The organism is Novosphingobium sp. DS6-6 (assembly GCF_057784975.1).
The window spans coordinates 191,665-209,996 of the sequence record NZ_JBYNTS010000006.1 but is presented as its reverse complement, the minus strand read 5'-3'; the positions used below and the strand labels follow the sequence as shown (position 1 = coordinate 209,996).

Annotated in this window: 18 protein-coding genes; 13 read left to right on the top strand and 5 right to left on the bottom strand. The window is 64.2% G+C overall.

The window, feature by feature from the left end; all coding sequences use genetic code 11:
- Window positions 1-157: 157 nt before the first annotated feature.
- Window positions 158-652: a DUF6644 family protein gene (locus AC3EDY_RS09835; RefSeq protein ID WP_488572309.1), complete on the top strand. Its 495-nt coding sequence runs from the start codon at window positions 158-160 to the stop codon at window positions 650-652.
- Between the two features lie 20 nt (window positions 653-672).
- Window positions 673-1,149: a DUF6644 family protein gene (locus tag AC3EDY_RS09830; protein WP_488572308.1), complete on the top strand. Its 477-nt coding sequence runs from the start codon at window positions 673-675 to the stop codon at window positions 1,147-1,149.
- Between the two features lie 49 nt (window positions 1,150-1,198).
- On the opposite strand, the gene AC3EDY_RS09825 is transcribed toward AC3EDY_RS09830, so the two are convergent.
- Genes AC3EDY_RS09825 through AC3EDY_RS09810 form a run of 4 tightly spaced genes read right to left on the bottom strand, consistent with a single transcriptional unit; the run spans window position 1,199 to window position 3,739 of the window.
- Window positions 1,199-1,609, bottom strand: a complete 411-nt coding sequence (locus tag AC3EDY_RS09825) for a DUF6152 family protein (RefSeq protein ID WP_488572307.1) — start codon at window positions 1,607-1,609, stop codon at window positions 1,199-1,201.
- Window positions 1,606-2,430: a hypothetical protein gene (locus tag AC3EDY_RS09820; protein ID WP_488572306.1), complete on the bottom strand. Its 825-nt coding sequence runs from the start codon at window positions 2,428-2,430 to the stop codon at window positions 1,606-1,608. The genes AC3EDY_RS09825 and AC3EDY_RS09820 overlap by 4 nt, the downstream gene beginning before the upstream one ends.
- Entirely contained in the window at window positions 2,427-2,837 is a 411-nt protein-coding gene (locus AC3EDY_RS09815; RefSeq protein ID WP_488572305.1) for a DUF6152 family protein, read from the bottom strand. Before AC3EDY_RS09815 ends, AC3EDY_RS09820 begins: the two co-directional genes overlap by 4 nt.
- Window positions 2,834-3,739 carry a hypothetical protein gene (locus AC3EDY_RS09810; RefSeq protein WP_488572304.1) on the bottom strand — a complete coding sequence of 302 codons (906 nt, stop codon included), beginning with the start codon at window positions 3,737-3,739 and terminating at the stop codon, window positions 2,834-2,836. The genes AC3EDY_RS09815 and AC3EDY_RS09810 overlap by 4 nt, the downstream gene beginning before the upstream one ends.
- Before the next feature lie 66 nt (window positions 3,740-3,805).
- Between AC3EDY_RS09810 and AC3EDY_RS09805 the strand changes: the two genes are divergently transcribed.
- From AC3EDY_RS09805 to AC3EDY_RS09785, 5 genes are all read left to right on the top strand, one after another.
- Window positions 3,806-4,915, top strand: a complete 1,110-nt coding sequence (locus tag AC3EDY_RS09805; protein ID WP_488572303.1) for an ABC transporter substrate-binding protein — start codon at window positions 3,806-3,808, stop codon at window positions 4,913-4,915.
- On the top strand, window positions 4,912-5,421 hold the full coding sequence (locus tag AC3EDY_RS09800) for a c-type cytochrome (RefSeq protein ID WP_488572302.1): 510 nt from the start codon (window positions 4,912-4,914) through the stop codon (window positions 5,419-5,421). Before AC3EDY_RS09805 ends, AC3EDY_RS09800 begins: the two co-directional genes overlap by 4 nt.
- Before the next feature lie 379 nt (window positions 5,422-5,800).
- Window positions 5,801-6,997: a dipeptidase gene (locus AC3EDY_RS09795; protein ID WP_488572301.1), complete on the top strand. Its 1,197-nt coding sequence runs from the start codon at window positions 5,801-5,803 to the stop codon at window positions 6,995-6,997.
- Window positions 6,998-7,067: 70 nt separating this feature from the next.
- Window positions 7,068-8,960 (top strand): ABC transporter ATP-binding protein, encoded by a 1,893-nt coding sequence (locus AC3EDY_RS09790; RefSeq protein ID WP_488572300.1) that lies wholly within the window; start codon window positions 7,068-7,070, stop codon window positions 8,958-8,960.
- Window positions 8,957-10,741 (top strand): ABC transporter ATP-binding protein, encoded by a 1,785-nt coding sequence (locus AC3EDY_RS09785; protein WP_488572299.1) that lies wholly within the window; start codon window positions 8,957-8,959, stop codon window positions 10,739-10,741. Before AC3EDY_RS09790 ends, AC3EDY_RS09785 begins: the two co-directional genes overlap by 4 nt.
- On the opposite strand, the gene AC3EDY_RS09780 is transcribed toward AC3EDY_RS09785, so the two are convergent.
- Window positions 10,696-11,805 (bottom strand): LLM class flavin-dependent oxidoreductase, encoded by a 1,110-nt coding sequence (locus tag AC3EDY_RS09780; protein ID WP_488572298.1) that lies wholly within the window; start codon window positions 11,803-11,805, stop codon window positions 10,696-10,698. The two genes, AC3EDY_RS09785 and AC3EDY_RS09780, sit on opposite strands and share 46 nt — an antisense overlap.
- Window positions 11,806-12,058: 253 nt before the next feature.
- Here AC3EDY_RS09780 and AC3EDY_RS09775 point away from each other — a divergent pair, with 253 nt between their 5' ends.
- The 6 genes from AC3EDY_RS09775 to AC3EDY_RS09750 all read left to right on the top strand — a co-directional run bounded on the left by AC3EDY_RS09775 (window position 12,059) and on the right by AC3EDY_RS09750 (window position 18,190).
- Window positions 12,059-12,934, top strand: coding sequence for a TauD/TfdA dioxygenase family protein (locus tag AC3EDY_RS09775; RefSeq protein ID WP_488572297.1), 876 nt, complete (start codon window positions 12,059-12,061; stop codon window positions 12,932-12,934).
- A 42-nt stretch (window positions 12,935-12,976) separates the two neighbouring features.
- Window positions 12,977-14,020, top strand: a complete 1,044-nt coding sequence (locus AC3EDY_RS09770; protein WP_488572296.1) for an NAD-dependent epimerase/dehydratase family protein — start codon at window positions 12,977-12,979, stop codon at window positions 14,018-14,020.
- Complete coding sequence (locus AC3EDY_RS09765) at window positions 14,017-14,469, top strand: GNAT family N-acetyltransferase (RefSeq protein WP_488572295.1); 453 nt, start codon at window positions 14,017-14,019, stop codon at window positions 14,467-14,469. The genes AC3EDY_RS09770 and AC3EDY_RS09765 overlap by 4 nt, the downstream gene beginning before the upstream one ends.
- 329 nt (window positions 14,470-14,798) lie before the next feature.
- Window positions 14,799-15,701: a transcriptional regulator GcvA gene (gene gcvA / locus AC3EDY_RS09760; protein ID WP_488572294.1), complete on the top strand. Its 903-nt coding sequence runs from the start codon at window positions 14,799-14,801 to the stop codon at window positions 15,699-15,701.
- 295 nt (window positions 15,702-15,996) lie between these two features.
- Window positions 15,997-17,349: an LLM class flavin-dependent oxidoreductase gene (locus tag AC3EDY_RS09755; RefSeq protein ID WP_488572293.1), complete on the top strand. Its 1,353-nt coding sequence runs from the start codon at window positions 15,997-15,999 to the stop codon at window positions 17,347-17,349.
- 139 nt (window positions 17,350-17,488) lie between these two features.
- Window positions 17,489-18,190, top strand: a complete 702-nt coding sequence (locus tag AC3EDY_RS09750; RefSeq protein WP_488572292.1) for an SDR family NAD(P)-dependent oxidoreductase — start codon at window positions 17,489-17,491, stop codon at window positions 18,188-18,190.
- The last annotated feature ends 142 nt before the right edge of the window (window positions 18,191-18,332 follow it).

The following is an 18,332-nucleotide window of genomic DNA, read 5'->3' as shown; positions in this document are numbered from 1 at the left end:
CCATGAAACCAGAAGATGCCGTGGCTTGGACAAGCTATGAACAACGCAAATCTGCGCTTTAGCCGTTCTTGCTGGAATAAATGCAACGGCTGCGTTCAGTTGCCGGGGAACGACGCAACCGGGGCAGTCGGGCTTCCCTTCGCGCACAGGAATTTTGATGGAACGGCTTGCTGTTTTTGCCGACTGGCTCGGTTCGACGGGCATTGCGCATTTCGTGACAAGCGCGGCGTGGATCGTGCCGGAACTTCAGGTTCTGCACATTCTTGCAATCGCCGCGCTGGTGATCGCCGCGCTGCTGATAAACCTGCGGAGTCTGGGCCTCGTGGACGAGAGCCTGCCGGCGGAAATCTATTTGAACCGGTTCCTGCCGGTCATCGGCGTGGCCATCGCTATCCTGGCGACGAGCGGCTTCCTGTTGATTGCCAGTGAACCGGACCGGGCTCTTTTTCGCAGCGTTTTCTGGATCAAGCTCGGCCTGATCGGCTTTGCGCTGCTGCTCACCTGGTTGCAAAGCCATCTGCTTCGGCACGGCAAGCCGTCGAACGTCGTTTGCTTCTTCATCGCGGTCGCGTCGCTCACCGCCTGGAGCGCCGTGATCTTTGCCGGGCGGTGGATCGCCTATGCCGATGCCTGGCCCGGCGCACCCGCATAAGCATATCCCGGAGCTATCAGATGACGATCGATGATCTTGCCGGTTGGATCGGCGAAACCGCCCTGGCCCAGATCCTGACGGACAGCGGTTGGCTGTTCGGAACGGTGGAAGCGCTCCATGTGCTGGCGCTCGCACTCGTGCTTGGCTCGATCGCCATAGCCGACTTGCGCCTGCTTGGCATTGCGATGCAGGGAGACGATGCGCGCGCCGTGCTACGGCGCTTTCTGCCGATAACCTGGATCGGCTTCGGCCTTGCCGCGGCAAGCGGGTTGGTCATGATCTTTGCAAATCCGTTCGGCTACTTCGGCAACTGGTTCTTTCAAGGCAAGCTGGTTCTCCTGGCACTGGCCGGGCTGAACATGCTTGGCTTTCACTATCTGATTTCGAAGAAAATCGACACGCCGGGAGCCTGGGCGCCGAAACTATCCGCGATAATTTCCCTGACGCTATGGTTCCTCATCGTCAATTTCGGCAGGTGGATCGGGTTTTCTATTTAATAAGTGGCCGGGCGTCATTTGACATGTCGAATTTGCTCATTTGACCGCGTTATTGGGAAGACGCTTTCTTCTCTATGTCGATAAGGCGCGCCTGCAAGACCTGGCCGCTATCCAGCAGTGTCACTTTGCGAAACCCACCCCCGGGTTTGCCATCGCGCAACGGATTGACTTCGACTGCCACGCGGTCGCCCGGTTTGAGCGAACGGCGGGTCCAGCCCAGCCGGGTCAGGTTGCCCGGGCTGGTAAGCTCGACCGCCCAGACCTGGCCCGCCGGTGCCGCCAGCGTCACGAACAGCGAAACGTGCGGGTTTACCCAGCGGAATTCCCGCACCGTGCCCTGCAGCGTGATCACCTTGGCAGGATCGAACATCGCAAAGCTGTGATGAGCGGAAGCAGGGGAAGCAGACGCGGCTGCGGCAAGGATTGCAACGGCGCGGACATGACGCATGGCGGCCCTCATGGCTGTGGTTTCGGCAGGATGTTGCCGTCCTGCTGATGGGTGGGAACATAGATCGGATTGCCCCAGCGGTCCTTGGCTTCCTCGAAATCGCCCTGGCGGCAGACCCCCTCGGTGATTTCAAAGCTGCGTTGGCGGTTGCGGTAATAGATGCGCCGGGTTTCCCACGACCGGGTCAGAATGGCTGGCGCTTCGATCGTCAGGTCGAAAGCCAGCGTGTCAGGCGCGATGAGGTGGATTTTTTCCCGCACCGCCATGCCGCCGCCGCTCGGAATGCCGACCGCTTCGCTCACCGCCAGCAAGACCTGCGGCAGGATACCCTTCGTTTCCACGACCAGCGCGCCATCTTCCCAATGGCCGACCGAATAGCCGTGGAAGCTGGGGTCGGGATCGTCCGGCATCGCCCGGCCGTCGGTCCAGATGCGCCGGAGACGATTTCCGTCGGATTCCCCCAGCAGGGTCACCCGGCCGGGCGTGAACAGGAATTCAAGCGCATTGTGCGTGATCAGGATCAGGCTGGGCATGCCATGCGGAAGGCAATCGAGCAAAAGACCGTGCGGCCGCCCCGCCTTTTCCTCCGCCGTCCAGTAATCGACCTGCGTCTGCACCTCGGGCTTCCAGGGAACGGGATTGGCCGCGATCTGACGGTTCTGGTCCGAAACGTCGGGCGACCAAGCGCCGGACCAGTCGGGTAGTTTCGCCAGTGCCGCCCAGTCGGCCGCACGGGGCGCGGGTACGATGCGGTCCTGTTCCTGCGCCCAAGCACCGCCGGGAGGCGGTAGGGAGGCCAGGGCGCCGGCTATCAGCAACAGGCGGTGCGTCATTTCGGGGGCTGCTGGCCGGGTATCGTGCCGATGCCCAATATCTGCCCGGTCGCCACGATCGTTGCCCGTTTGAACTGGCCCGATCGCCGGCCGTCCCGCATCGGATTGATCTCCACGATAACCTTGTCTCCCGGTTTGAGGGACGTGCGCGACCAGCCCATCTTGCTGAGATTGCCCGGGCTCGTCGGCAGTTCCAGCGACCAGAGCCCGGGTGCGTAACTGCCCACCGCGCCGGCGTTTATCCAGAGGATCGCGTGGGGCGCGGTCCACTGGAAATTGCGGACGACCGCCTCGAAGCGCATCGGCTTTGCCGGATCGAACATCGAGAAACTGTGATGGGCCACGGCAGATCGACCGGGCGCCATGCAAGCCAGGAGCGCGGACAAACCCAGAAAAGCACGTTTCATCGCTGCGCTCCGTTGGACGATTTTGGTGAGGCTGGAACACCCTGGTCAGGCGGGACGGGCGCTCCCCCGGGGTCCTTGGGAATCGGGGTGAACACGGCGTTGCCGTTGGCGTCGACATCATCGAAGAAATCGCCCTGCCGGCACGATGACTCGACGAAATCGTACTGCCGTTCACGGTGACGGGTGAACGTACGGCTGGCTTTCCACGGCGCGGCCAGAACCTTGGGCGCGTGAACCACCAGTTCCCAGGTCAGTTGGTCCGCCCCGGTCAGGGTAATGCGCTCTTCCACGCGCATGCCGCCATTGTTGGGAAAGCCCACCCCCTGGCTCAGCGGGATGAACACCTGCGGCAATATGCCGATTGTGTCGATCACCAGCGATGCCCCTTCCCAGTGCCCGATCGAATGGCCGCTGAACGTCGGGTCCGGATCGGGCGGATGGCCACGTCCGTCGGTCCAGATCCGGCGCAGCCGGTTGCCATCCAGTTCGCCCAGGATCGTGACTCTGCCGGGCGTGACCAGGAATTCGACCGAATTGAGCGTCTGCGTCACGCTGCTGGGCAAGCCTTCGGGCAGGCAATTGGTGTAGATGTTCTGCGGTGTGCCCGAAGCGTCCAGTTGCTTGAGGCGTTCCACCTGAACCGCAACGTCGGGCTTCCACTGCGGCGCAGTGGTGCTGCCGGGGCCGAACTTGTCGAGCGGTCCGGGTGTCCAGACGCCGGACAGGTCAGGAAGATCGGCGATGGCCGACCAATCCTGTCGTGAGAGCGCGCGATTGGCCTGCGCCTCTTCGGCCAAAACGGGCGTCGCCCCTGAAAATGCCGCGAATGACAACGCGAGAGAAGCGACCAGAACGCTTCGGATCGTCATTTCATGCTGTCGGGTGATCAAGTTTTCGCTCATCGGCTGCTCGGCATATTTATTGCCGCGCTTGCCCGTCGAACAAAATCCAAAAATTCTCGTTTCGTCTTGAGGATTATTGTGTGGACGAAAGCGGTGGGGTGGCGCGTTTTTCATGGCCTGACCACTGCATCGGAATTCTACATGGGCAAAGATCGCGTTCTCCACAAGTCCTTGTTGCGCCGGCCCTGGACGACAGCGATCGCCGCCGTGTTGCTGGTGTTGTCGGGCGGGGTGGCGACGCTTGCCTGGCGCAGCAATCCGGACCGGGGCAACGAACCATCGACGCTTGTCGTGGGCGATCAGCGCGGCGGCGTCCGCGCCTTGCTCAAGGCGGCGGGGGAACTCCAAAATGTACCTTACAAGATAGAATGGGCGCTGTTTCCTGCCGCTTCGCCCTTGCTTGAAGCACTGGGCGCTGGGGCCATCGATGTCGGCGGGGTCGGAGGCCCTCCCTTCGCCTATGCCTATGCCAGTGGTGCCAAAATCAAGGTCATCTTCGCAACGCGGGCCGTGTCGGGGCACGGCAGTGGGACATCGGCAATCATTGTCGAAGGCCGGTCGCCGATCCGGACCTTGGCCGATCTGCGGGGGAAAAAGCTCGCCACGGTAAGGGGCTCGGCCGGCCAGGATCTCGCGCTGCGATTGTTCCAGCGCCACGGACTGAAAGCCGACCAGGTAACCTGGGTCTATCTCAACAACAACGACGCCAAGGCCGCCTTGGCCAGCGGTGCTGTCGATGCCTGGTCGACCTGGGGCTCCTACACGGGTCTGGCTTTGACTGCAGACAAGGCCCGATCCATCGCCAATGCCCGCGCATTGCCGGCGCAGGCCGCGTTCTACGCCGCGCACGGCGGCGCTATCGCTGGCAAGGCGCCTTTGCTTGCCGATTTCGTGGCGCGGCTTTCGCGTGCCCGCAATTGGGTTCTGCGCAATCCTGATCGCTATGCGCAGGTCCTTTCGCAGGAAACCGGGATTCCGCTCGATGCCGCCCGCCTGACGGTGGAGGACGTGCTGACCAAGCCTGTTCCGATCGACGAGCGGCTGGCTGTCGAACTTGCAGGAATTCTGGAACGATACAAACGCGCCGGCGTGATCGAGGCGGCGCCTGATATTTCCGGGGCATTCGATCCGCAATTCTTCCGCGCCTCGCAAGCCGGCGCGGCGGCTTTGCCATGACGACCCGCGCGTTGCTCGGCCTGCTCGTGGCGGCATCGGCGATGGCGGCAAGCGCGGTACAGGCTTCCCGCTCCGAAAGCGCCGACCGCATCTGGAACAACCCCGATATGCGGCACATCGCCTTGCGCCGGGGCGCCAAAGCTTTTGCACGGCATTGCGCCGAATGCCACGGTGCCGATCTGAAAGGGCGCGAGGCGGCCCATGCGCCCGACCTGACCGATGGTCATTGGCTGTATGGCGGGGAAGACATCGACACCTTCATCATGCGTCCGTCGGATATCGAACGCACGATCCGGTACGGCATTCGCGCCGATCATCCACGTACGCGAAACTGGCCCGAGATGCCCGCGCGCGGTATCGGCCACAGCCTGGAGCCCGATGAAATCGCGGCGGTTACCGAATATGTGCTGAAGCTGAGCGGACAATCGCGCGATCCAACCAAAGTGGCATTCGGCCAGCAGGTGTTCGAAGGCGAAGGCGGCTGCGTCGATTGCCATACGGCCTAGGGATGGGGCGACACGGCCATAGGCGCAGCCGATCTCACGCATCCTGAAACCTATCTGTATGGCCGGGATCGCCAGGCGATCGCCGCGAGCATCACCGAGGGGCGCCGCGGCAGCTCGCCGGCGTTTGCCGGCAAGATGACCCCGGCAGAGATCAGGGCCCTTTCGGTCTATGTCCTCTCCCGCGCCGCCACGCGGAAATACAATTGATCCCGACCGCGCGGCAATCCGGATGGCAGGCCTGCGCGCATCGCGCCAGCCGGTGGGCAAAGGATAATAAGCCTATCTGCAAAGCTCGTTGGTCACCGCCGCGGGTTTGGTCCACCAGCAGGCGGTGGCGGCAGAAAGGGGAACCATGATCATATCCAGGTGCTCGCGCGCAATGCTTGCGGGGCTTTTCGTCTACGCAGGTTGGGCATGGTCGGGCCCGGCTCTGTCTGCGCCGGCATCGCAAGTGGCGCAGGTTCATGCCTTAGCCCTGCCGATCGATGCGCATCTCGATCTGCCCGAAACGTTCGATCCGGCCCGCGCCGATCAGCCAGGGCAAGGGCAATTCAGCCTGGACCTGGCACGCCAGGGTGGCTTGAAAGGCGCGGTGATCGCCGTGTTCGTGCCGCAGGGTGACGACTCCCCGGCAGCCCAGGCCGCCGCAACGGCAGGCGCGCTGCGCAAGCACGCGATGATCGAAACCTTGGCCACGGCGTGGCCAGCCCAGGCGGCGCGTGCTTCAAGTCCTGCGGACTTTCGCCGGATTGCTGCATCCGGCCGCCTCGCGGTGATCGAAAGCGTCGTCAACGGTGGCGCCTTCGTGCGCGATGCCGAGGATATCGATCCCTGGGTCCGGCGCGGCGTGCGCATATTCGGTTTCGTTCATGCCGGGCACAATGCCCTGGCCGACAGTTCGCGGCCGGCCAAGGCACGCAGAGAGGGGCTGGGGCGATGGGGCGGCCTGTCTCCGGCGGGCAAGCGCGTTCTGGCTCGCCTGAACGAACTGGGCGTGCTCGTCGATGTCTCGCAATTGAGCGATGCGGCCTTTGCCGATGTGCTGACGCTCAGCACGGCGCCGGTCATCGCCACCCATTCCGACGTGCGCGATCTCGTCGACAATACGCGCAATCTTTCGAATGCCCAGCTCGATGCGCTCAAGGCCAAAGGCGGGGTGATCGCGATCAATGCCTTCAGCGCCTATCTACGCCCGCGCGATCCGGCTTTCGCCCAGCGGATCGTGGCGCTGCAACGCGAATACGGGATTGCCGACGGGAAGACGACTCTGCCGCCGGACAAGGCGCTAGAGTATGACCGGCGCTATCACGAACTGCGCGCCCAGGAACCGCGCGCCAGCGTGAAGGACCTTGTCGATGCGCTGGATCACGCCGTGCAACGCATCGGCATCGATCATGTGGCACTGTCGAGCGATTTCAACCACGGCGGCGGCGTCATCGGCTGGGAAAATGAAAGCCAGGCACGCGCTGTGACCGCGGAACTCCTGAAGCGAGGCTACGCGCCGGCCGCGATCGCGAAGCTGTGGAGCGGGAACATCCTGCGCGTCTGGCAGGCGGCACTCGCCGCGCGACGATGACAGGGGTTCCTGTCCGGCCTGCTCATCGCTTTCGCCGAACAGTCGTTTTTCTTGAGTTTGCCGCAGGCTGATGTCCGATTTCGCTACCTTCAAAACCCGTGCCCTTGCCGATCTGCCAGAGCGGCTCGATCTGGCTGCGCTTGCACCGGAGGAGGTGGTCGATCTCGGCTCCCTGCCCCGGGTACTGACCCGCATCGTCGGGCTCACCCGGCCCTATTGGCGCACGGTCGCGCTTGCGACTTTGGCCACGTTGGGTACCAGCGCGGCCAGTCTGGCACTGCCACCCCTGCTTGGCCGGGCGGTAGACCTGGCGCAGGAGGCCTATGGTCATGCGCCTCACGCGGGGCCCGGCGGCGCGCAGATCCTCTATCGGCTCTGGCCTTTTGCCTTGGGCATCGTGCTGCTGGGAGTGGCGCGGGGGCTGCTGTCGATGGCGATGTGGTATCAGGGCGAAAAGGTCGGTCAGCATGTCGGCCATGATCTGCGAATGGCCTTTTTCGACCGGTTGCAGGTGCTGGGCTTCGATTTCCACGACCGCGTTCACACCGGCGAACTGATCACCCGCGGCATGCTCGATCTGGAAGGCGTGCGCGGCTTTGTCGAACAGGGATGGCAAAGGGTGGTGCTTCTGGTCCTGCTGCTGGGCATCGGCGCGGTGCAACTGGTGGCGCTCGATCCGGTGATGGCGCTGGTGGCCTTGTCTTTCGTGCCGGTCGTGGGCTGGCTGGCCGTGGATACCGGGTTTCGCATGCGGATCATCTGGGCGCGGCTGCAGGAGCGCAACGCGTGGCTCACCCGGATCATGGAAGAGAATCTGCAGGGCGTGCGCGTGGTCCGTGCATTTGCCGCGCAGACGTTCGAACTGACGCGTTATGCACATGCTTCGCGGCAAACCCTGCGCCTTGCCAATTATCGCATCCGCGTGCGCTCGGGCGGGCTGGCCGCCATGCAGACGGCCTTTTTCGCGGCCATGGGCCTGGTGCTCTGGCTGGGTGGAGAACGGGTTGCGGCCGGGCGGCTGAGCGTGGGGCAGCTGACGCAGATCCTGGCCACCATGACGGTTCTGCAAATGCCGGTGCGCCAGATCATCATGATCGTCAACGCGACCGCCCGGGCGGCGTCCTCGGCCCAGCGGCTCTTTGCGGTTATCGACCGCGCGCCGCGCATAGCCGACCGGCCCGATGCCCGCGGGCTTCCCGCGCCTCGCGGCGTGCTGCGCTTCGAGAGCGTATCCTTCCGCTATCCGGGCGCCGAGCAGGACGCGCTATCGGACATCAGCTTCGCAGTCGGGCCTGGCCGCGTGCTGGGGATCGTCGGGCCGCCGGGAGCCGGCAAATCGACGCTGGCCCATCTCATCCCCCGTTTTTACGGGGCCAGCGCAGGGCGGATCACGCTCGATGGCATGGCGGTCGACGATCTTGAACTTTCCGCCTTGCGCCGCGCCGTCGGGATCGTGGCGCAGGACATCTTTCTGTTCGACACGGCGGCGGCGGCGAACATCGCCTATGCCGTGCCGGATGCGCCGCGTGCCGATATAGAAGGCGCGGCGCAGACGGCCCGGATCCATGACCACATTGCGGCCATGGCACAAGGCTATGACACAAGGCTTGGCGAGCGGGGCGTGAGCTTGTCGGGCGGGCAGCGCCAGCGCATGAGCATCGCGCGCGGATTGCTGGCGGCACCGGCGGTTCTGGTGCTCGACGATGCGCTTTCGGCACTGGATACGGCAACCGAGGCGCAACTGCGCAAGGCCTTGCGGGAAAGCCGTAAGCACGGGGCCACGATCATCATCGCCCATCGCCTTTCCGCCCTTACCGATGCGGACGAGATCATCGTTCTGGAGCGGGGACGGATCGCGGAGCGCGGCACGCACCGCGATCTTGTGGCGCATGAGGGCGGCTATGCGCGCCTATGGGCCTTGCAACAGGCCGGCGCGGGCGCGGTGCGAGAGGTTGCGGAATGAACGCACCGGTCGATCCGCGCTATCTGCAGGACGAGGACGAAGTGGTCTTTGCCCGTTTCGACGGCCGGGTAGCGCGGCGCTTTGGCGCTTTCGTACAGCCCTACCGGCGCTTGTTGTATGCGGCGCTGGGGGCGGTGGCGCTGTTCGCCCTCTGCCAGCTGGCCTTTCCTCTGGTGATCCGTGCCGGGGTGGATGCGGCAGTCGGCGGGGGCGCGGGCTTTCACCGTGCCGTCGGCGTGTTCGGCGCGGTCGTGCTGGTCAATGCTGTTGCCGGCTATTGGCAGGAGCTCTGGGCGGCGCGCCTCGCACAGCAGGTGATTTTCGACCTGCGCAGCGCGATGGTGGCCCATTTGCAGCGCGTTTCGCTCGCGGTTCTGGATCAGACCCACGTCGGGCGGATCATGTCGCGGCTTCAGGGCGATGTGAACGCCTTGCAGGATTTCCTCGAAACCTCGGTCTCCGCTATTGGCGATCTGTTCCTGCTGATCGGCATCTGCGGCGCGCTGTTGTGGCTGGACTGGCGGCTGGGGGCGATCACCCTGACGGTATTGCCGGTCATGGTGGCCATCCGCGCCTGGTGGTTGCCCCGGGTGCGTGCCACCTTCCGCCGGGCGAGAGACGCCGCGTCCATCGTCAACGCCGCGCTGGCCGAAAACATCAATGGCATCCGCACGGTCGTCGCCGCCCGGCGCGAGCGGCACAATCTCGATGCATTCGGCGTGAAGGCGGCCGCCAATCGCGATGCGCAGGTCGCCGCGGCCCGCGCCGCCCATGCCCTGATCCCGCAGGCCGAGATTCTTACCGGCCTGGCGCTGGCCGTGATCGTGCTGGGTGGCGGCTGGGCGGTGGCGCAGGGACACATCGCGATGGGCGTTATGGTGGCCTACATTTTTTACGTCCAGCGCTTTTTCGACCCCATCCGCACGCTCACCCAGCAATATACCGTGATGCAGCGCGCCATGGCCGGCGGGCAACGCATTCTCGAAGTGCTCGATGTGCCCGTCCACATCGCCGATGCACCCGATGCGGCCGTGCTGACCGTGCGCGAGGCCGGGATCGAGCTGGATCACGTGACCTTCGGATATCGCGCGGGCCGGCCGGTGCTGCATGACGTTTCGCTCAAGCTCGCCCCGGGAGAGGTCGGCGCGCTGGTCGGCCCTACCGGTTCGGGCAAGACCAGCATTGCCGGGCTGGTGAAGCGTTTTCACGAGGCCTGGGAAGGCAGCGTGCGCGTCGGCGGGCTCGACGTGCGCGCGGTGACGCAAGCTTCGCTCGGGCGCACCGTCGGGATGGTGCTGCAGGAGCCGTTCCTGTTCACCGGCACCGTGTTCGAAAACATCCGGTTCAACAGCGGGGCAAAGGGCGAGGCGATCATCGCCGCCGCGCAGGCAGTGCACGCCCATGATTTCATCAGTGCCCTGCCGCAAGGTTATGATACCCAGCTTGACCAGCGCGGCAGCAATCTTTCGCAGGGTCAGCGGCAATTGCTGGGCTTTGCCCGCGCTCTCGTTGCCGATCCGGCCGTGCTGATACTGGACGAGGCGACTGCCAACGTCGACAGCTTTACCGAAGCAAAGATCCAGGCGGCGCTGCGGTTTCTGCTCAAAGGGCGCACCAGCCTGATCATCGCGCACCGACTGGCCACGATCCGCGATGCCGACCGGATCTTCGTGCTGGAGGCGGGCCACCTTGTCGAACAGGGGCGCCATGCGGAACTGCGGGCGGCAGGAGGGCTCTATGCGCGATTGGTGGCCAAGGGCGGCAACTCGTTCGACGATTGATTTCCGAGCAGCGGCAGAAGCATCTGCCCCTGCCGCTCCACTTCGACCAGATAAGGCGTGTCCGACAGGATGAAATGGGTGATGCCCAGCGCTTCATAGGCCTTGAGCGCCTGGGCCACTTCCGGCGCCGATCCCACCAGCCACGTGCTGGCCGCGCCCCCGCCTCCGAAACGCGCCGGGGCGGTGTAAAGGCAGGTGTCGAGCACGTCGCGTTCATGGTGCAGCCTATTGAGCCTTTCCTGCCCGGTGGCGGCCCCCTGCTGATGCACCCAGCTGGCCTCGCTCCAGCCTGTGGCCATGGCTGCCACTTTGGCATGGGCCGCGTCCCAGGCCTGCGCGCCGGTTTCCCGCACCAGCGTGGTGATCCGCAGGCCGAATTGCAGCGGGGGTAGATTGCGGTCGATCTGCTGGCTCAGACGCTTGAGGCGATCGATGCGTTCGGCAAGGCCCGCCAGCGGCTCGCCCCAGAACAATTGCACATCGGCCTGCGCTGCAGCGACCAGTTCGGCCTCGGCCGAGGCGCCGCCGAAATAGAGCGGCGGATGCGGGCGGCCCGCGCGCGGAACGATCGGGGGAACGAGCGATGCGTCTTGCGCCTGATAGAATTCGCCCGTGAAATTCACCCGTTCGCCGGACCAGAGCCGCCGCACCAGGGCCATGAATTCCCGCGAGCGGGCATAACGGCGCGATGACAGGCCTTCGCTGTCGCCATAGGCGGCAAACTGATCGCGGCCCGAAACGATATTGATGCGAACCCGTCCGCCGCTCATATGGTCGAGCGTCGCCGCGGCGGTGGCGAACTGGGCGGGCTGCCAGTAACCCGGGCGGATCGCGATTAGCGGTTCGAAACGCGCGGTAACCGCGGCCAGCGCCGTTGCCAGGGTGAACGTGTCCAGCCGGCCCCAGCTTGTGCCGATCAATGCGCCTTTCCAGCCATGGCGCTCGATCGCGCGGGCTTGTTCGACAAGGGCGGCAAGGCTGTTGTGATCGGCGCGCGCGGTATCGCCGCGATGGCCGCCCTCGTGCTGATTGGGAACATACCACATGAATTGGCTTTCGGGCATGGCCTGACTGTAAAGCGAGGCCAAGGTTACCCAATGCAGCTTTCGAAATAACGCTATTTAAAATCCCAAACGATCAGCCGATTCAGCCATGACAAACATTTCCCGGATCGGGTTCACGTTGTTTTGAAAAGGTCATAGATCACACGGGGATTGCAATTATCATTTCCCACGCGGTGCTATCAATCTCCTGTCCACCACGCCAACGTCGGCGCGATGGAGCAGTCAGCCATATCTGGGCAACTGGAGAAGATCGATGAGTGCACTTGCCGAACTCGAAAAAGTCAACGCCGCCGGCCTGACCTATACGCCGCTGCACCCGACGATCGGCGCAGAAGTGGAAGGCGTGGACCTTTCCAAGCCGATCGGCGATGCCGTGCGGGATGACCTGAAGGCCGCAATCCTGAAATACAAGGTCATCTTCTTCCGCGACCAGAATGTTGATCGCCGCCAGCATCTCGATTTCGCGAAGCGCTTCGGCGCGATCTACACGCCGCCCTACACGGAAGATCGTCTGATCGATCTCGATGGCGAGTCCGGCCTGCACCGCATCGGCGCCGATCCCTACGAGCGCGAACGGTTCGAAAGCCAGCGCCGGCCGGGCATCATCTACGATGGCTATCATTCCGATACCAACTGGCGCATCGTGCCGAGCTGGGGCGCGGTGCTGCGCGCGGTGAGCCTGCCACCGGTGGGCGGCGATACGATCTGGGTGGACGCCGCCGCAGCCTATCGCGATCTGCCCGAAAGCGTAAAAGCGCGGCTGGAAGGGTTGCATTCGATCGTCGATTTCCGCGACTCCCTGGCCCGCGCCGGCCATGATTATCCGCTGGTGGCGCATCCCGTGGTGCGTACCCATCGCGAAACGGGCGAAAAGATCCTGTGGGTCGATTTCGGGAAGCATCCGCAGATCGTGGGCGTTTCCGAAGAAGAGAACCGCGAGCTTTTGGGCCTCATCCTCGACCGTTATCGCAAATCCGAATACCAGGTGCGCTTCCGGTGGAAGCCCGGCTCGATCGCCTTCTGGGACAACCGCGCTACGGTGCATCGTGCCGTCCGCGATTATGGCGATTTCCCGCGCCTATTGGAGCGCGTGCTGATCGACGAAGAGCCGCTCTGGCGCAATCTTTGAAAACGGAAGACGGGAACGGGATGAGGGCGCGCGGAGTCAATCGTGCCCCGTCACGCCTTCATTATCGGTGGAACAGGCCAGATCGGCCGCGCCATAGCCAGCACCCTGCTGGCTGCCGGATGGGTGGTCTCGATCGCCTCCCGCAGTCTGCGCCCGCCGCCAGCCCAGCTTGCCCGTACGGGCGCAAAATTCGTCGTCCTTGATCGACAGTGCCCGGACGGGCTGGGCCGCGCCCTGGGTGACGGCGCCGATGCCCTGATTGACGTCACGGCCTATGGCGTCGCTGAGGGCCGCCAGCTTCTTGCCTTGCAGGGCAATGTGGGCGCCATGGTGGTCGTGTCGTCATCCAGCGTCTACCGGGATGATGCGGGCCGGACGCTGGACGAGGCTGCGCAGAACGGCTTTCCCGACCTCCCCGACCCCATTGCCGAAACGCAACCGACAGTCGCGCCCGGCGATGCGACCTATTCGACACGCAAGGTCGCTCTTGAGCATCTGCTGCTCGACAAGGCCTCGGTTCCCGTCACGATCCTGCGCCCCGCAGCGATTTACGGCCCAGGCTCCATCCATCCCCGCGAATGGTGGTTCGTCAAACGCATGCTGGACGGCCGGCAGGCAATACCGCTGGCCTATGAAGGGAAAAGCCGCTTCCACACCTCATCGGCGCACAATATCGCCGAACTGGTCCGCGTCGCGCTCGACCGGCCTGGCACCCGCGTCTTCAACATCGCCGACCCGGCCGCTCCGACCGTCGCCGAGATCGGTGCTGCGATTGCCAGGCACAGGGCCTATGCCGGCCAGTTGGTGCCTGTGGCCAGTACCGCCTTTCCCGCACGGATCGGTCGCACACCATGGTCCGTGCCGTGCCCCTTCGTGCTCGACACCAGCGCGGCGCTGGCGCTCGGCTACGTTCCGGTTGCGACCTATGCCGAAGCGGTAGGCGCAGTATGCAACGATCTTGTCGATGCAGGCGCGCGCGAAGACTGGCAGGCCCGCTTCCCGATCCTCGCCGCCTACCCCTATGACCTGTTCGATTATGCGGCCGAGGACGCAATTCTCGGCAAAAGTGTGCATGAGAACCGATGATGGCGATGATCAGACCCTATGGTTGCGCGGACTTCGACGCCGTTACCGCTATCTGGCTGGATAGCTGGCGCTCGACAGGGATCCCCTCGCCCGTGACACTCGAAGACCTCAGGGTAAGATGGCCAGACGCGCTTGCTAGGGGCTGGATGGTGGACGTTGCGGTGCGCGGGTCGGATATCGTGGCATACATCGCCATCGACGAAGACCGCATCGAACAACTTTTTGTAGCACCTGCATTTCAAGGGCACGGGATCGGCAAACAACTGCTCGATCATGCGAAAATCCGAATGCCCGCAGGTTTTCACCTTACCACGGCCCGGGAAAGCCGGGCGGGCAGGTTTTACGAGCGCGAAGGTCTGACGCCGGGCATCGAAACAATTCACCCGAGGTTCGGCCACCGGGTGATCGCGTATCGCTGGCAACCTGCGGAAAAACCTCGCGAGCCTTAAGATCTGGGTGCCGGCGCCTTGTGCATTGATCGCACTTCATAAGCCTGGGCTATGGCAGGCCGCCGCTTCAGCCGCACCTTTCAAGGTGGTCCAAGGGCTATCGAACGCCATGCGGACCTGGATGGCCGAGATGGCCAGCATGCTGTGCCAGAGCTGGCGCAATAGAGAAACCGGGGGCGAGTTCTCTTGGCCGATACGGGGTATTGCAGCATGATGCATGGCAGGCGTCCTTGTGAAGAGGAGAACTGCCACTCAAAATAGCGGCCAACACCCCCCGCCGGCCAACCAATTGATCGACGAACATCATTATCGGTGATTATGATATCAGCATGCGCAGAATCCCCCCTTTGGCCGCTGTCCGGGTCTTTGAAGCGGCCGCGCGTCATGAGAATTTCACGGCCGCCGCGCGCGAGCTGGGAATGACGCAGGCTGCGGTCAGCCACCAGATCCGCGTGATCGAAAGCCATCTGGGCCAGCAACTTTTCCGGCGCGAGCGCCAGCGCGTGGTCCTGACGGATGTGGCCCGCCGCGCGGCGGGAAACCTGAGCCAGGGCCTCGACATGATCGAGGCTGCGTTTGCAGAAATGCGCGCCGACGACGAAGGCCGGCTGACGATCTCGACCACGCCGACATTCGCGAATGCCTGGCTGGCGTGGCGGATAGGACGGTTCCAGATGCGTTATCCCGGTATCGCTGTCCGTCTGTTGACGCAGGAAAAGCTGGCCGATTTTTCCGCTGACGGTGTCGACGTGGCCGTGCGGTCGGGATACGGATCATGGCCGGATATTGCCGCGCACCGTTTGATGGAGCAGAATTTCACGCCGATGTGCAGTCCAGCGTTCCTGGCGGCGCAGGGCGGGCAGATCCTGGCCGAAGACTTGCTGCGTCTGCCGCTGATCAGCCCGCAAGATCCGTCCTGGGCCTGCTGGCTGGAGCATGCGGGGCTGGCTCAGGCCGACAAAGCATCCTTGCAGGGCGTGCGGATGGATTCGCAGGCGAACGAGGGCCATGCCGCCATGGCAGGGCAGGGCGTGGCCATGCTGACACCGTTTTTCTGGCATCAGGACCTGGCCGAAGGACGGTTGGTTCAATTGTTCTCGCAGGTGTCCAGCCTGGGCATGGCCTACTGGATCGTCTATCCCGACCATCGCCATCGGGCGCGCAAGATACGCCGTTTCCGCGAATGGCTGCTGGCCGAGATCGGCGCGCTCGGCCAACCGCGACAGGGGTGACCCTCTTATCAAATGATGCACGCAATCTATTCCGATTGCTCATTGGCAGGACCGGCGCGCCGCTCGTATTCGTCACGCCTATGCCGCAGTTCCAAAGATGGGTCCGGAGCCCGTTGCCGTAGTCTTTTGCTGACGTTTCGGCAACTCCGGCGCGTGCTTCCGCTGGACGATTTCATCAGTCAGGGCAATTTGCGACCGGTGCTTCGCTAACCGCGCAAGGCCCGGGCAGGATTGATCTTGCCTCGCACGCCGCCCACTTGCTTCATCACGCCCGTCAGGAAAGAGTATCAAGCCGATGAGCCAGTCCCGCCAGCTTCACCTCGGCGCATTCATGCGGCCGGTGTCGATCCATACCGGCGCCTGGCGCTACCCCGGCGCCTGGCCGGATGCCAACTTCAATCTTGCGCATATCACTCGGCTTGCCCGCACGCTCGAGGCTGCGAAGTTCGATGCCTTCTTCATGGCCGATCACCTTGCCGTGCTGAACATGCCGATCGAGGCGCTCAAGCGCAGCCACACGGTGACGTCGTTCGAGCCGTTCACGCTGCTCTCCGCGCTGGCCATGGTGACCGAGCGGATCGGCCTCGTCGCCACGGCCTCGACCACCTATGACGAGCCCTATCACATCGCCCGGCGCTTTGCCTCGCTCGACCATATCAGCGCGGGGCGTGCCGGGTGGAACATCGTGACCACGGGCAATCCCGAAACTTCGCACAACTTCGGAAGCGATCAGCACCTGGCGCATGCAACGCGCTATGCCCGCGCGCGCGAATTCTACGATGTTGTCACCGGGCTGTGGGACAGCTGGGCCGACGACGCCTTCGTTCGCGATGTCGACCAGGGGCTCTATTTCGATCCCGACAAGCTCCATGTCCTGGGCCATCAGGGTGATCACCTCTCGGTGCGCGGGCCGCTCAATATCGGCCGGCCGGTGCAAGGCTGGCCGGTGATCGTGCAGGCCGGCGCATCCGATGCCGGTCGCCAGCTGGCGGCCGAGACCGCGGAAGTGATCTTCGGATCGGAAGGCACATTGCAGAGCGGCAAGGCGTTCTACGCCGACGTGAAGGGGCGCATGAAAGCGATCGGGCGCGATCCCGATCACCTTAAGATCCTGCCCGCGGCCTTCGTGGTAGTGGGCGAAACGGTGGAGGACGCCCGCGGCCGACGCGCGCATCTCGACAGCCTTGTCCACTATGACAGCGGCATCCGCTCGCTGTCCATCATGCTGGACTACGACGTTTCGGGCTTCGATCCCGATGGCCCGCTGCCGGAGATCCCGGAAAGCAACGCGAGCAAGAGCGCGCGCGAAAGGACGATCGCGATGGCCCGGCGTGAAAACCTGACCATTCGCCAGCTCGCCGCACGTGCCGGCAGCTATGCCGGCCTGGCCTTTGTCGGCACCGCGCAGACGATTGCCGACGAGATGGAAGCATGGCTCCACGAGCGCGGATCGGACGGCTTCAACATCATGTTTCCATGGCTGCCGGGCGGGCTGGACGATTTCACCGCACAAGTCGTGCCCGAGTTGCAGCGGCGCGGCATCTTCCGCAAAGAGTACGAAGGCAGCACGCTGCGCGATCATCTTGGCCTGCCACGCCCGGAGAACCGCTTCTTTGCCAAGGTCCCCGCGGCGGAAGCAGCCGAATAGGCCCGTGCGGGTTCGCGCTTTCGCGTCCGCCGCTTCGATTGACGATAAGGCAACTCGGCTTTGCAACTCGTCATAACGCGCGGCGCGGACACCCTGATAGACCCAGGGTTCGAACTCGATCAGCACAGGGATCCGGAACATGGCCGATATCGTGAACAAGACCGCGCTGATCGTCGGCACGGGGCCAGGTATCAGCGCCTCGGTCGCACGCGCGCTGGCCGCGCAGGGTTACCGTCTGTCGCTCGCTGCGCGCAATCCCGACCGGCTTTCGGCCCTCGCTGCCGAAACCGGTGCGGCAACCTTTACCGTCGATGCCAGCAATCCAGCTGACGTCTCCGAACTGTTCCGCAATACCGAGCAGGCGATCGGTCTTCCCGAGGTTGTCGTGTTCAACGCCTCGGGCCGTTTGCGCGGACCCGTCGAAGGGCTCGACCCGGAGGTGGTGCGCCGGGTCATCGAGGTTTCGGCCTATGGCGGCTTCCTTGTCGTACAGCAGGCCGCACGACGCTTGGTCCCGCTCGGGCGCGGGGCAATCCTGCTTACCGGTGCCACGGCGAGCGTGAAGGGCTTTGCGAATTCGGCCGCGTTCGCCATCGGCAAGTTCGGCCTGCGCGGCCTTGCCCAGAGCGCCGCGCGCGAACTCGCGCCCAAGGGCGTGCACGTGGCCCATTTCATTATCGACGGAGCGGTGCGCAGCGCCGAGCGGCCCGACCCGGTCACCGCGCCGGACAGCACGCTCGATCCCGACGCGATTGCCCAGACCTATCTGGCGGTGCTCGCCCAGCCGCGCAGCGCCTGGACCTGGGAGCTTGCGGTGCGGCCCTTCGTGGAGCCGTTCTGAGCAGGCCCGCGCGGCGCTGACGCCGGATCGGATCCGCGGTGCCGAAAAGGCCCGTTTGACGGGCCGCAAAGACTCTATCTTTCGATAGAATTGAAGAATGCAGAGGGCCACGAAGCTCCGCGACGAGCCGAGGTGTGTGTGC